This is a genomic window from Actinosynnema mirum DSM 43827 (assembly GCF_000023245.1).
In the GTDB taxonomy this organism is placed as follows: domain Bacteria; phylum Actinomycetota; class Actinomycetes; order Mycobacteriales; family Pseudonocardiaceae; genus Actinosynnema; species Actinosynnema mirum.
The window spans coordinates 739,940-754,326 of record NC_013093.1; the positions used below are offsets into that span (position 1 = coordinate 739,940).

Sequence of the window (14,387 nt, forward strand, 5' to 3'; positions counted from 1 at the left end):
CCGGCGACAGCACGCTTCCGCTCATCCCATCCCCTGACCGCCTTCGCCCTCACGGGTGGCCGATCCGGTGTTGACGGGGGTGGCCGCTAACGTCGAGGGGGTGACCGAACCCGCCTACCTCCGCTTCCCCCACCTGCACGGGGATCTCGTCACCTTCGTGGCCGAGGACGACGTGTGGCTGGCCCCGCTCGACGGCGGCCGGGCCTGGCGCGTGTCAGCCGACCAGGTCCGCGCCTCGACCCCCCGCTTCTCCCCGGACGGCGCGCACCTGGCGTGGACCAGCCACCGCGACGGCGCCCCCGAGGTGCACGCGGCCCCTGTCCTGGGCGGCCCCGCCCGCAGGCTCACCCACTGGGGCGACTACACCACCGGCGTGCGCACCTGGACCCCGGACGGGCGCGTCGTCGCGGTCAGCACCACCGGCCAGGCCACCGGCAACCGCGAGTGGGCGCACGCCGTCCCGCTCGACGGCGGCCCCTCGGAGAAGCTGCCCTACGGCTGGGTCGGCGGCGTCGCCTACGGGCCCGACCGCCAGGTGCTCACCTCCAGCGCGGCGGGCCGCGACCCCGCCTGGTGGAAGCGGTACCGGGGCGGCACGGCGGCCAAGCTGTGGGTCGACGTCGAGGGCGGCGGCGAGTTCACCCGCGTGCTGCCCGAGCTGACCTCCCCGCTGACCTCGCCCATGTGGGTGGGGGACCGGATCGCGTTCCTGTCCGACCACGAGGGCGTCGGCTCGGTCTACTCCGCGCTCCCGGACGGCGGTGACCTGCGCCGCCACACCCACCAGGAGTTCTTCTACGCCCGCGCCGCCACCACCGACGGCCGCCGCGTGGTCTACCAGTGCGCCGGCGAGCTGTGGCTGCTCGACGGGCTCGACGCCGAACCGCGCAGGCTCGACGTGGTCCTCGCGGGCCCGCGCACCGCGCGCACCCCGCGCCACGTGGCGCCCAGCCCCGACGACGCCCACCCGGACCGCACCGGCCGGGCCAGCGCCGTCGAGGTGCGCGGCACCGTGCACTGGGTGACCCACCGGGACGGCCCGGTGCGGGCGCTGGCCGAGGAGCCGGGCGTGCGCGCCAGGCTGCCCAGGGTCCTCGGCGACACCGTCGTGTGGGTGACCGACGCCGACGGCGAGGAGGCGCTGGAGTTCAGCCCGGTCGGCGGTCGCGAGCCGGGGGCCGCGCCGCGCCGCGTCGCCACCGGGGAGCTCGGCCGGGTGCTGGAGCTGGCGGCGTCACCGGACGGCAGGAAGCTGGCCGTCGCCACCCACGACGGGCGGCTGCTGCTGGTCGACGTCGAGTCCGGCGAGGTCCGCGAGGTGCTCTCCGGGGCCAACCCGCACGTGGACGACCTGGTGTTCTCGCCCGACTCGCACTGGCTGGCCTGGGCGCAGCCCGGCCCCAGCCCGCTCCAGCACATCCGGATGGCCAACACCGAGGACCTCGTCCCGGTGGACGTCACGCCGCTGCGGTTCTCCGACTTCTCGCCCGCGTTCACCGAGGACGGCCGCCACCTGGCGTTCCTGTCGGTGCGCAGCTTCGACCCGGTGTACGACGCGCACGTGTTCGACCTGTCGTTCCCGACCGGCTGCCGACCGCACCTGGTGCCGCTGGCCGCGACCACCCCGTCCCCGTTCGACCCGCTGCGGCTGGGCCGGGCGGTCGGCGACGACTCCGGCGACAAGGACAAGGAGAAGGACGAGGAGAACCCGATCACCGTCGTCGACCTGGAGGGCCTGGCCGACCGGGTCGTCGCGGTGCCGGTGGCCGCCGGGCGGTACTCGGGCCTGACCACCGCCAAGGGCGGCCTGCTGTGGCTGCGCAGCCCGCTGCGCGGCGTCCTCGGCGACAACCAGGCGGGCGCCGAGTCCCGGCCCGCGCGCGCCGTGCTGGAGCGGTTCGACCTGGTCAAGTCCCGAACCGAGGTGCTGGTCGACGGCGTGGACGCGTTCGCCGTCACCGGCGACGGGCAGCGGCTGGTCGTGCACGACGGCGACGACATGCGGGTGGTGCCCAGCGACCGGAAGGTCGACGGCGAGGACACCGACTCGGTCGACGTCGACCTGTCGCGGGTGCGGGTCGTGGTGGACCTGGCCGCCGAGTGGCGGCAGGCGTACGCCGAGGCCGGGCGGCTCATGCGCGACCACTTCTGGCGCACCGACATGGGCGGCGTCGACTGGGCGGGCGTGCTGGAGCGGTACCGGCCGCTGGTCGACCGGCTCGGCAGCTACGACGACCTCGTGGACCTGCTGTGGGAGGTGCAGGGCGAGCTGGGCACCTCGCACGCCTACGTGATGCCCGCGCGGCGCGCGCGGGGCCGCCGGGTGGGGCTGCTCGGGGCGGACCTGGAGCGCGGCGAGGACGGCTCGTGGCGCATCGCGCGGGTCATCCCCGGCGAGACCTCGGACCCGGCGGCCCGCTCGCCGCTGTCCGCGCCCGGCGTCGCGGTCCGGGCCGGTGACGTGATCACCGCCGTGGACGGCCGCCAGGTCGACCCGCTGACCGGGCCCGCGCCGCTGCTCGTGGGCACGGCGGGCAAGCCGGTGGAGCTGGTCGTGCGGCCCGGCGGCGACGGCGACCCCCGGCGGGTGGTCGTGGTGCCGCTGGCCGACGACGAGGCGCTGCGCTACCACGCGTGGGTGGCCGACCGGCGGGCCCGCGTGCACGAGCTGTCCGGCGGCCGGGTGGGCTACCTGCACGTGCCCGACATGATGGGCGCGGGCTGGGCGCAGCTGCACCGGGACCTGCGGGTGGAGGTGGCGCGCGACGCCGTCGTGCTGGACGTGCGCGAGAACGCGGGCGGGCACACCTCGCAGCTCGTGGTGGAGAAGCTGGCCAGGAAGGTCATCGGCTGGTCGGTCGGGCGGGGCTTCACCGCGCACGAGACCTATCCGGCGGACGCGCCGCGCGGGCCGGTCGTGGCGATCGCCGACGAGTACGCGGGCTCGGACGGGGACATCGTGAACGTGGCCATCAAGGAGATGGGCATCGGCCCGGTGGTCGGCACCAGGACGTGGGGCGGGGTGATCGGCATCGACATGCGGTACTCGCTGGTCGACGGCACCGGCGTCACCCAGCCCCGCTACGCGTCGTGGTTCGCCGGACCCGGTTGGGGGGTGGAGAACCACGGCGTCGACCCGGACGTGGAGGTGGTGATCACCCCGCAGGACCGGGTGGCCGGGCGCGACCCGCAGCTCGACACGGCGGTGCGGATGGCATTGGAGGCGCTGGAGACCCGTCCCGCCGCCGTGCCGCCCGCGCTACCTCCGTTGGGGTGAATTTGATCGACGTCCGGTCCCCCGCCGGGAGCGCGCGCTCCCGGCGGGGGACGCCCGGCCGCGTGACCACCGGGTTCTCCGGTGGTGGCGCTGCGTCAGCGCGGTGGTGGGCGCCCCGCCGGGGGACCCCTCATTCCCGGTCCCGACCAGTCCCTTCGGACAAACGGGACGATCCGTCCGGGTTTTCCGGCGGGTAGCGCAGCGTGAACCCGTAGCCTGAGCAGGTGGTCGTCCCGCCGCAGTCCAAGCCCGCGCCGAACCGGCGTTCCCGCCGTGGAGCCTTCTTCGGCCGCTTCGTGCTGGTCCTGATCCTGCTCGGCGCCGTCGCAGGCGGCGCCTACGGCATCGCCATGCTGGGGCGCACACCCAGGGCCGAGCCCGAGCCGCCCTTCCAGGTGCCGTTCCAGGAGCTGGAGCCGGGGAGCGCCGTGCCGAACGCCGCGGGCGAGCCCACGGCCGCGCCCGGCGCCTCCCCGTCCGGCTCCCAGTCCGCCTCCCCGTCCCGCTCCTCCGCGCCGTCCACCTCGGCATCCCCCTCGGCGTCCACCTCCAGAGGGGGCGGCGACACCTCCGCCGCCGTGGCCGCCTGGGCCGCCGAGCTGTCCAAGAAGATCGAGGTCCCCGCGCGGGCGCTGCGCGCCTACGGCGAGGCCGAGCTGCTGCTGCGCGAGGAGCTGCCCCGGTGCGGCATCACGTGGGCGACGCTCGCGGGCATCGGCCGCATCGAGTCGCACCACGGCACCATCGGCGGGCTCAAGCTCGGCGAGGACGGCAGGCCCAACGAGCCGATCATCGGCATCCCGCTCGACGGCGGCCCCGGCGTGAAGGCCATCGAGGACACCGACGGCGGCAAGCTCGACGGCGACACCGAGTGGGACCGCGCGGTCGGGCCGATGCAGTTCATCCCGACCACGTGGGCGCGCTACGGGATGCGCGCCAGCGGGGACGGGAAGGACCCCGACCCGCAGAACATCGACGACGCGGCGCTCACCGCCGGGCGGTACCTGTGCGTCAGCGGCGGCGAGATGACCAGCGGCGCCGGGTGGTGGCGCGGGGTGATGACCTACAACGAGTCGGTGGAGTACGCGCGCAACGTGTTCAGCGGCGCGGACGCGTACGCCCGCGCGAGCGTGGGGGCTCCGGCCCCGACCGGCAAGCTGACGGGCTGAGCTGGCCGCTGGGCGGGTCGCAGGGCGGACCCGCGACACGCCCGGCCGCGCGGCTGTTTCGCGCCGGTCGCCCCGTGCTTCGGGAAGCCGATGCCGGAGGGCCGGGAGAGCGCTCTCCCGGCCCGCTCCGGGCCCTCGGCGGGCTCACCCCGAGGCGTCGCGCTCCACGGCCAGGCGGGCGCTCAGCTCGCCCAGCGCCTCCTGGTACTCCGGCGTCGGGTTCATCGCGACGGCCATCCTGAACTGGGTCAGCGCCTCCGGCAGCCGGGACTGCCGCTGCAGCGTCCTGCCCAGCGCGAACCGCGCGTAGTAGTCGGACGGGTCGATCTCCAGGACCTTCCTGAACGCCCCCTCGGCGCGGCTGAACTGCGCCGACCCCAGGTAGGCCCGCCCGGCGAGCAGGTGCACGGAGGGTTCCCCAGGGGCCTCCTCCAGTACCGGTTCCAGCGCGCGCAGCGCCTCCAGAGGACGGCGCTCCGCCAGCAGTGCCTCCGCCTTGCGGAAGGCGTCGAACGTGCTCTCGGCCATCGTTGCCACGGTACTCGCGCACCCCGCGCCCGTTCGACCACCAGCCGGATGACCACCGCCGTCACCGCAGGTGGCGACCAGGTTGACCGTTCCAGGTGGACGAGCCGCCCCGAGCACCCCCGTCGGGGCGAGGTCCCAGGCGTCACCAACTAGTCTCGTCACCGATACAGGAATGGTCTGACGAGGGAGCAGCACGTGGCTGTCATCGAGCAGGTCGGCGCCCGCGAGATCCTGGACTCGCGCGGCAACCCCACCGTCGAGGTGGAGGTGGCGCTGGACGACGGCACGCTCGAGCGCGCCGCCGTGCCGTCCGGCGCTTCGACCGGCGAGCACGAGGCGGTGGAGCTGCGCGACGGCGACGCGAAGCGCTACCTGGGCAAGGGCGTCGAGCACGCGGTCACCGCGGTGCTGGACGAGATCGGCCCGGAGCTGGTGGGCATCGAGGCCGTCGAGCAGCGCGTGGTCGACCAGAAGCTGGTGGACCTGGACGGCACCCCGGACAAGGGCCGCCTCGGCGCGAACGCCATCCTCGGCGTCTCGCTGGCCGTGGCCAAGGCCGCCGCGGCGTCGTCCGGGCTGGAGCTGTTCCGGTACGTGGGCGGCCCGAACGCGCACGTGCTGCCGGTGCCGATGCTGAACATCCTCAACGGTGGCGCGCACGCCGACACCGACGTGGACATCCAGGAGTTCATGATCGCGCCGATCGGCGCGGAGAGCTTCCGCGAGGCCCTGCGCTGGGGCGCCGAGGTGTACCACTCGCTCAAGTCCGTGCTCAAGAGCAAGGGCCTGGGCACCGGGCTGGGCGACGAGGGCGGCTTCGCGCCGAGCCTGTCCAGCAACCGCGACGCGCTCGACCTGATCCTCGTCGCGATCGAGAAGGCGGGCTACCGCCCCGGCCGCGACATCGCGCTCGCGCTCGACGTGGCCGCCACCGAGTTCTTCTCGGACGGCGCTTACACGTTCGAGAAGAACAAGCGCAGCGCCGAGCAGATGTCCGCGTACTACGCGGAGCTGGTCGACGCCTACCCGCTGGTGTCCATCGAGGACCCGCTGTCCGAGGACGACTGGGACGGCTGGGTGGCGATGACCGCCGCGCTGGGCGACAAGGTGCAGATCGTCGGCGACGACCTGTTCGTCACCAACCCGGAGCGCCTGGAGGAGGGCATCTCCCGCCGGGCCGCCAACGCGCTGCTGGTGAAGGTCAACCAGATCGGCACGCTGTCCGAGACCCTGGACGCGGTGTCCCTGGCCACCTCGTACGGCTACCGGTCGATGATGTCGCACCGCTCCGGCGAGACCGAGGACACCACCATCGCGGACCTCGCGGTCGCGGTCGGCGCGGGCCAGATCAAGACCGGTGCGCCCGCCCGCGGCGAGCGCACCGCGAAGTACAACCAGCTCCTGCGCATCGAGGAGGCCCTGGGCGACGCCGCGCGCTACGCCGGTGACACGGCCTTCCCGCGGTTCACGCCGGAGGGCTGATGGCCGGGAGGGAACGGGGCGCTCGGCGCGGCGGGTCCGCGCCGGGGTCCCGCTCTGCCTCCGGGGCCTCGGGCCGGACCTCGCGGTCCGGCTCGGGGCGCTCGGGGGGCAGGACGACCTCGGCCCGCGAGGGCGCGGGGGGCGCGGGCGGGGCTGGGGCTGGAGCTGGGCCTGCGGCTGGGACGGGCGCGGGGTCGGGTCCTGGGGCCGGTTCGGGCTCGGGGTCGGGGTCGGCAGGCGGTCCCAAGGCTGGTGCTTCCAAGGCGGGCGCGCGCGGGGCGGCCCGTGACGAGGCGGCCAAGGGGCGTGGCGGGGCGCGGCAGCAGCCCGCCCGGCGGCGGGCGCAGTCCAAGGCGCGCACCCGCGCGGGCGCGGGCACCGGTGGCGCGTTCGGCATGACCAGCACCCGCCAGGCCGCGATGCTGGCCATGGTGGTGTGCGCGCTGGCGCTCAGCATCGCCGTGCCGCTGCGGACCTACCTGGCGCAGCGGGACGAGCTGCGCGACGTGGCGACGTCGCAGCAGGCGCTGCGCGAGCAGGTGGCGCAGCTGGAGGAGCGCAAGCAGCAGCTCGACGACCCGGCCGTGATCGCGGCCGAGGCTCGGCGCAGGCTGCACTACGTGCGACCGGGCGAGACGCCCTACGTCGTGCAGCTCCCCGGTGACTCGGGGCGTCCGGAGCAGGAGGAGAGGCCGGCCAGCGAGCCGGTCCCGAACAAGGCTTGGTACCAGCAGCTGTGGGACTCGGTGGCGGCGAAGTGAACGGCGAAGTGAACGTGGACGAGCAGGACCTGGTGATCGTGGCGGAGCAGCTCGGGCGGGTCCCGCGCGGGATGCGCGCGATCGCGGCGCGGTGCCCGAGCGGGCACCCCTCGGTGGTGCAGACCAGCCCGAGGCTGGAGGACGGCACGCCGTTCCCGACGCTGTACTACTTGACGTGCCCCCGGCTGACCTCGCAGGTCAGCAGGCTGGAGAGCGAGGGGGTCATGCGGGAGATGCAGGACCGGCTCGCCGAGGACGAGGAGCTGGCCGCCGCGTACCTGCGCGCCCACGAGTCGTACCTGGCCGAGCGGGACGCGATCGAGTCGCTGGGCACGAAGGTCACGGCGGGCGGGATGCCGGAGCGGGTCAAGTGCCTGCACGTGCACGTCGCGCACTCGCTGGCGGCCGGTCCTGGCGTGAACCCGTTCGGCGACGAGGCGCTCGCGCTGCTCGCGGACGTGTGGCCGAGCGGGGACTGCGCCGCCCGGACGTGAGGGCCGCTCCCGTTCGGGGAACGGGAGTGCTTGCCACAGGTGAAGAGCTGACCACGAGGGCAGACCTCGGGGCACAAAGCAGGTTCACGCCCGTGACAGGCACCCCTGGATCGGGCAGTCTGGTCGGCGGGAACGGGGGATCCACCGACTAGGGAGTTCGCTGCTGTGCCGAAGCGACGGGGACGCGGCCGGAGAGTAGATCGAGGCGCCATGACGCCCAGGCAGCGGGGTCTGGCGGCGACGGCGACGTGCGCGATGCTGGTGCCCGCGCTGCTGAACGGGACGTTGGGCGTCGACTGGCTGCCGGTGTCCGCGCGGAGCGCGCTGAGCGCCGTGCCGCCGGGGGCCGGGGACGTGCTGGGCGCGCTGTCGGTGCGGTCGGGTGACGAGGCGGACCAGTTCGGGGTCGGCGGCAAGCTGCCCCGGACGGACGCGCTGGGCGCGGACCTGATCGCGGACGCGGACGACGCGAGCGCGTTCGGCGACTACCTGCCGACCGGCGTGGACAGCCTGCCGACCGGGCCGCTGGGGGTGCCGGGGGTGATGCTCGACGCGTACACGCGGGCCGAGCAGCGGTTGGCGCAGACCACGCCAGGGTGCAAGATCCACTGGTCGTTGCTGGCCGGGATCGGGCGGATCGAGTCCGGGCACGCTCGGGGTGGGCGGGTCGACGCTCGGGGGAACGCGGTTCCGGCGATCCTGGGGCCGGTGCTGAACGGCGGGCCGGGGATCGCGGCCATCCGGGACACGGATGGTGGGCGGTACGACGGCGACACCACGTGGGACCGGGCCGTGGGGCCGATGCAGTTCATCCCGTCGACCTGGCAGGGGTACGCGGCCGACGGGAACGGGGACGGGGAGCGGAACCCCAACAACGTCTACGACGCGACTGTCGGGGCTGGGAATTATTTGTGCGCTTACGGGTCGGATTTGAGCGACCCGGCTCAGCGGGCGAAGTCGGTTTTTCGGTACAACCACTCCGAGGAGTACGTGCGGACGGTGTTGTACTGGGCTGACGCTTATCGCAACGGGGTGACGTTGCTGCCCGACCTGGCGGGGTCTGATGAGGACTTCACGCCGATCGCTCCGCCTGGGAATTCCGGGGGGACGGGGAGTGGGAACCAGGGGAACGGGAGCGGGAACCAGGGGAGCGGGAACGGGCAGGGGCAGTCGGGTGGGAGTACGACTACCACCACCACGACCAGTGGTGGGGTGACTACGACGACGACCACCACCACGACTACCAGTGGTGGGTCGACGACCACGACGACCACGACGACTACTACGACCACCACCACGACGACTGATCCCTCGGGGTGCCCGAGCGTTCCGGTCGTCACGACGACCACGGAGATCACGCCGTCGGAGTCGGTGACCACGACCACCGAGGTTCCGCCTGGGTGCGAGTCGGCGCCGACCACCAGCGTGACGAGCGTGGTCACGGTGCCGTCGTTGGGGGAGATCGTGGAGTCGTTGCTGCCCCAGGGGAGTTCCGCGCCGATGACCACGGCGTGAGAGCTGGAGTGCTGACGATCAAAAGCTGAAGAGCGCGCCTCGCCGGCGGGGCAGGCCTCCAAAAACGAGGGGCACAGGCTCTGCCGGTCGGCGGCGGTTTTGCTGGTGGCCCCGTCTACTGCGAACTACTGCGGTGGGCGGGGTCCCTCGTCTCCGTGTGGCCTCCTTTCAGGCAAGCACGCTCGTCAAGACGCCGTACGGTTCGGGCGGTCTTCCGGACAATGCGGCGGCATCTTGACAAGCGCGCTCAGGCTTCGCCAGGCCAAACGGAGACGAGGGACGCGGGAATAGGGCTGCGTGGGCTCGCTGCGCTCGCCCCGCGGCCCGCGAGCGTGGTGAGCGCGCGGTGCGTGCGGGCTGCGGTGTGCGGGGCTTGGGTGGGTCTGGTGTGCCGGGGTGCCGGGGTGCGGGTTAGCGTTTTGTGCCGGCTCAACTCTGGAGGGCACTCACCATGGCGCGCGTGGCCGCGATCGACTGCGGGACCAACTCGATTCGGCTTCTCGTCGCCGATGTCACCGCCTCCGACGACGGGTCCCGGTGGTTGCGGGACGTGCACCGGGAGATGCGGGTCGTCCGGCTTGGGCAGGGGGTTGACGCCACGGGGGCGTTGCACCCGGAGGCGTTGGCGCGGACCCGTGCGGCGTTGGTGGACTACGCGGCCGTGCTTCGGCGCAAGGGGGCCGAGCGGGTGCGGATGGTGGCCACCTCCGCCACTCGGGACGCGTCCAACCGGGATGACTTCTTCGGGATGACCGAGGAGGTGCTCGGGCAGGCCGCCGAGGTGATCAGCGGGGACGAGGAGGCCGCGCTGTCCTTCACGGGGGCCGTCGCGGATCTTGAGGCTGAGGACGGGCCGTTCCTCGTCTCCGACGTCGGCGGGGGGTCCACCGAGATCGTGCTCGGGGGGTGGGACGGGGTTGTCGGGAGCGTGGAGGCTGCCCGGTCGGTCGACATCGGGTGCGTTCGGTTGACCGAGCGGCACTTGCACGACGACCCGCCCGGCGCGGCTCAGGTCGAGGACGCGGTGGCCACCGCCAAGGCGGTGCTGCGGCAGGCGTTCGACCACGTGCCGGTCGAGCGGGCGCGGACTTGGATCGGGGTCGCGGGGACGGTCACCACGCTCGTCGCGCTGGCCAAGGAGCTGGACGCGTACCGGCCGGACGAGATCCACCTCGCGCGGTTGCCGGTGGCGCGGATCCAGGAGATCACGGAGCGGTTGCTGGTGATGCCGCACGACGAGCGTGCGGCGCTCGGGGCGATGCACCCTGGGCGGGTCGACGTGATCTGCGGTGGGGCGATCGTGGTCAGGGCCATCGCGGAGCACCTCGCGGAGCGGGCCGGGATCACCGAGCTGGTCGCGAGCGAGCACGACATCCTGGACGGGATCGCCTTCTCGCAGGCCATCGGGGGGTGAGCTCGGCGGGTGGGGGAGTCCGCTCGGGCAGAACGGTCAACCTCGGGCAGAACGGTCAACGGGGAATGTTCGTGATCAGGATGTAACCCCTTCACCCGTGTGGACTCCGCCACATCACGGATAGCGTCCCTCTCACGCTGTGCAAGCAAATGGCTCTGCTCGGTCACCGCCGATCGGGTCGGTTGTGAGGGGAGGACGCATGTCGCGTGTACGCTTGGTGCCGATCTTAGCGGTGTCTGTGATGGTGGTCACGGCCTGTGGTGGCTCTGGGGGCGACGGGGCGGGCAGCTCCGCGGACGCGGGGATCACGATCTTCAACACCGAGCCGGAGAACCCGCTGGTCCCCGGCAACACCACCGAGGTCGGCGGCAGCCGCATCCTCGACGCCATGTTCACCGGCCTGGTCGGCTACAACGCCGACACCGCGCAGCCGGAGAACGCGATGGCCGAGTCCATCGAGACGACCGACTCCAAGCTCTTCACCATCAAGCTCAAGCCCGACTGGAAGTTCCACGACGGCACCCCGGTGACCGCCAAGAGCTACGTGGACGCCTGGAACTGGACCGCCTACGGGCCCAACGCCACCCAGGGCGCGACGTTCTTCTCCCAGATCGAGGGCTACGCCGACGTCCACCCCGAGGACCCGGACGGGGCGGACGGGCCGCAGCAGGCGCCCACGCCGACCACCGAGACCATGTCGGGTCTGAAGGTCGTCGACGACAGCACGTTCACCGTCACCCTCACCGAGGCGTTCTCGGTCTTCCCGGTGACCATCGGCTACGAGGTCTTCTCCCCGCTGCCCGAGGCGTTCTTCAAGGACCAGAAGGCGTTCGAGGACGCGCCGATCGGCAACGGGCCGTTCAAGTTCGTCTCCCGGCAGGTCGGGGCCGAGGTCAAGCTGACCCGCTACGACGACTACGAGGGCGACGACAAGCCGAAGATCAAGGACGTCACGCTCAAGGTCTACCAGAGCCGCGAGTCGGCCTACGCGGACCTCGTGGCGAACTCCCTGGACTTCATGGAGGAGCTGCCCCCGAACGCGCTGGCGGGCAAGAAGTACGAGGGCGACCTCGGTGAGCGGGTCCTGCAGAAGGAGACCCTCAACAACCAGACCATCGCCTTCCCGTTCTACCTCCCGCCGTACGACAACGTGGACCTGCGCCGGGCGATCTCCATGTCGATCAACCGCGAGGAGATCACCCAGCTGATCTTCGAGGGCAGCCGCGTGCCCGCCGACGGCTGGGTGCACCCGCTGACCGAGGGCTACACGCCCAACCAGTGCGGCGAGTACTGCGAGTACAACCCGACCAAGGCCAAGGAGCTGCTGGCCAAGTCCGGGTACACCGGTCCGCTGCTGCTGCTGTCCAACACCGACGGCGGCCACCAGGAGTGGGCCGAGGCGGTGGCCAACAGCATCAAGAACGCGCTCGGCCTGGACGTGCGCTTCACGCCGTCCACGAGCTTCGGCGAGTTCCGGCAGAAGGTCAACGCGCACGAGATGACCGGCATGTACCGGGCGGGCTGGATCGCGGACTACCCGTCGATCGAGAACTGGCTCACCCCGAACTACCGCACCGGCTCCTCCTCCAACGACGGCCTCTACTCCAACCCGGCCGTCGACGCGAAGCTCGCCGAGGCGGACAAGGCGGCCGACGCCGACGAGGCCATCACCCTCTACCAGGAGGCGGAGAAGCTCATCGCCGCCGACATGCCGTCCGTGCCGCTGTGGACGCAGAACACCATCGGCGGCAGGTCCGACCGGCTCACCGCGGCCAAGATCGACCCCTTCCGCGCCCTGGACCTGGCCTCCGTCGAGGTCGGCTGAGTCCCCTAGCTCGACGGCCCGGTCGCGCCCGCTCCGGCGCGACCGGGCCACTCGGGAGGAGAGTGCGCTCTTGGGGCGCTACGTGCTGCGCAGGCTGCTGCAGATGGTGCCGGTGTTCCTCGGCACCACGTTCCTGATCTACGCCCTGGTGTGGGCGGTGCCGGGCGACCCGTTCGAGGGCAAGTGCGGCGAGCGGGACTGCCCGGAGTCCTACGTCTCCGCGATGCGCGAGAAGTTCAACCTGGACGACCCGCTGCTCGTCCAGTACGGCAAGTACCTGCTCAACCTGGTGCGGGGCGACTTCGGCGAGACCTCGTCCGGCGTCGAGGTCGCCGACCGGATCGCCGACACGTTCCCGGTCACCCTGCAGCTCGCGCTGGTCGCGCTGCTCATCGAGGCCGTCATCGGCATCGCGGCCGGCGTGGTGAGCGGGCTGCGCGGGCGGGGGTTCCTGGACAGCCTGGTGCTGGTGTCCACGCTGTTCCTGATCTCCATCCCGGTGTTCGTCACCGGCTACGTCGTGCAGCTGGTGTTCGGCCTGCAGCTGGGCTGGATCGCGCCCACGGTCGGCTCGTCGCCCTCGTTCGGCGACCTGCTCGTCCCCGGCTTCGTGCTCGCGAGCCTGTCGATGGCCTACGTGGCGCGGCTGACCAGGGCGAGCATCGCGGAGAACCGGCGCGCCGACTACGTGCGCACCGCGCTGGCCAAGGGCCTGCCGGACAAGCGGGTGGTGGGCGTGCACCTGCTGCGCAACTCGCTCATCCCGGTGATCACCTTCCTGGGCACGGACCTGGGGGCCTTCCTCGGCGGCGCGATCGTCACCGAGGGCATCTTCAACGTGCCCGGCATCGGCGGGCTCGTGTTCCGCTCGATCCTGACCAAGGACGGCGCGATGGTGACCGGCCTGGTCACCCTGCTGGTGCTGGTCTACCTGCTCATGACGCTGCTGGTGGACCTGCTCTACGCCGTGCTCGACCCGAGGATTCGCTATGACTGAGTCGGTGGCGGCCAGCGGTCTGGCCGAGGTGGGCGGCGCGCCCGGCGGCGAGTCGCGCGGGCTGTTCGGCGACGCCTGGCGGGAGCTGCGGTCCCGGCCGCTGTTCTGGGTGTCGACCGCGCTGATCGCGGTGGTGGTGGTCATGGCCCTGTTCCCCGGCCTGTTCACCTCGGCGGACCCGAACCTGGCGGTGCTGTCCAGGAGCCGGGGCGCGCCCTCGGCCGAGGCGTGGTTCGGCTACGACAACCAGGGCTACGACATCTACGCCCGCGCGGTGCACGGGGCGCGCGCGTCCATCGTCGTCGGCCTGCTGGCCACGCTCGGCGTGCTCCTGGTCGGGGCCGTGCTCGGGCTGCTCGCCGGGTTCTACGGCGGCTGGCTGGACGCGATCGTGTCCCGGATCGCCGACGTGTTCGTGGGCGTGCCGTTCGTGCTCGGCGCGATCGTCATCCTGACCACGCTCAACGCCGGTGGCGACGCGGGCGCGACCCGCATCGTCGCCCAGGTGGTGCTGTCCATCTCGGTGCTGTCCTGGCCGGTGGCCATGCGCATCACCAGGTCCACGGCCGTCGCGGCCAAGCAGCAGGACTACGTGAAGGCGGCGCGCGCGCTCGGCGCGGGTTCCCGCAGGCTCATGGTCAAGCACCTGCTGCCCAACTGCGTCGCGCCGGTCCTGGTGTACGCCACGATCGCGCTCGGCGCGTTCATCGGCGTCGAGGCCACGCTGTCCTACCTGGGCATCGGGCTGCGACCGCCGGTCGTGTCCTGGGGCGTGATGATCAACGGCGCGAAGGACTACATCCGGGTCGCCCCGCACGCCCTGCTGTTCCCCGCGGGCTTCCTCACCGCGACCGTGCTCGCGTTCGTGATGCTCGGCGACGCGGTGCGCGAGGCACTCGACCCCAAGCTGCGCTAGGAGGAGCTG

General features: G+C 72.5%; 11 protein-coding genes. 10 read left to right on the top strand and 1 reads right to left on the bottom strand.

Translation table 11 applies throughout. The features are described from left to right. Positions 1–100 precede the first annotated feature (100 nt). A complete protein-coding gene (locus AMIR_RS03365; RefSeq protein WP_041836553.1) occupies positions 101–3,277 on the top strand; it encodes a S41 family peptidase in 3,177 nt (1,058 codons plus the stop codon). 224 nt (positions 3,278–3,501) lie between these two features. Next, positions 3,502–4,446, top strand: coding sequence for a lytic transglycosylase domain-containing protein (locus AMIR_RS03370; protein ID WP_012783294.1), 945 nt, complete (start codon positions 3,502–3,504; stop codon positions 4,444–4,446). Positions 4,447–4,590: 144 nt separating this feature from the next. On the opposite strand, the gene AMIR_RS03375 is transcribed toward AMIR_RS03370, so the two are convergent. Next, on the bottom strand, positions 4,591–4,974 hold the full coding sequence (locus AMIR_RS03375; protein WP_012783295.1) for a tetratricopeptide repeat protein: 384 nt from the start codon (positions 4,972–4,974) through the stop codon (positions 4,591–4,593). A gap of 195 nt (positions 4,975–5,169) precedes the next feature. On the opposite strand from AMIR_RS03375, the gene eno reads away from it, so the two are divergent. The 8 genes from eno (at position 5,170) to AMIR_RS03415 (ending at position 14,378) form a co-directional block, all read left to right on the top strand. Continuing rightward, complete coding sequence (gene eno, locus AMIR_RS03380) at positions 5,170–6,456, top strand: phosphopyruvate hydratase (RefSeq protein ID WP_012783296.1); 1,287 nt, start codon at positions 5,170–5,172, stop codon at positions 6,454–6,456. 395 nt (positions 6,457–6,851) lie between these two features. After that, positions 6,852–7,217, top strand: a complete 366-nt coding sequence (locus AMIR_RS03385; RefSeq protein ID WP_012783297.1) for an FtsB family cell division protein — start codon at positions 6,852–6,854, stop codon at positions 7,215–7,217. A gap of 71 nt (positions 7,218–7,288) precedes the next feature. After that, positions 7,289–7,711, top strand: a complete 423-nt coding sequence (locus AMIR_RS03390; protein WP_084799099.1) for a DUF501 domain-containing protein — start codon at positions 7,289–7,291, stop codon at positions 7,709–7,711. Positions 7,712–7,921: 210 nt separating this feature from the next. Further along, positions 7,922–9,226, top strand: a complete 1,305-nt coding sequence (locus AMIR_RS35270) for a lytic transglycosylase domain-containing protein (protein WP_012783299.1) — start codon at positions 7,922–7,924, stop codon at positions 9,224–9,226. A gap of 451 nt (positions 9,227–9,677) precedes the next feature. Next, a complete protein-coding gene (locus AMIR_RS03400; RefSeq protein ID WP_012783300.1) occupies positions 9,678–10,640 on the top strand; it encodes a Ppx/GppA phosphatase family protein in 963 nt (320 codons plus the stop codon). 199 nt (positions 10,641–10,839) lie between these two features. Next, positions 10,840–12,465, top strand: coding sequence for a peptide ABC transporter substrate-binding protein (locus tag AMIR_RS03405; RefSeq protein ID WP_012783301.1), 1,626 nt, complete (start codon positions 10,840–10,842; stop codon positions 12,463–12,465). Positions 12,466–12,535: 70 nt separating this feature from the next. Then, positions 12,536–13,462, top strand: coding sequence for an ABC transporter permease (locus tag AMIR_RS03410; protein WP_012783302.1), 927 nt, complete (start codon positions 12,536–12,538; stop codon positions 13,460–13,462). Beyond that, the gene (locus AMIR_RS03415) at positions 13,455–14,378 is read left to right on the top strand and encodes an ABC transporter permease (RefSeq protein WP_012783303.1); all 924 of its coding nucleotides are present in this window, start codon (positions 13,455–13,457) and stop codon (positions 14,376–14,378) included. The genes AMIR_RS03410 and AMIR_RS03415 overlap by 8 nt, the downstream gene beginning before the upstream one ends. Positions 14,379–14,387 lie beyond the last annotated feature (9 nt).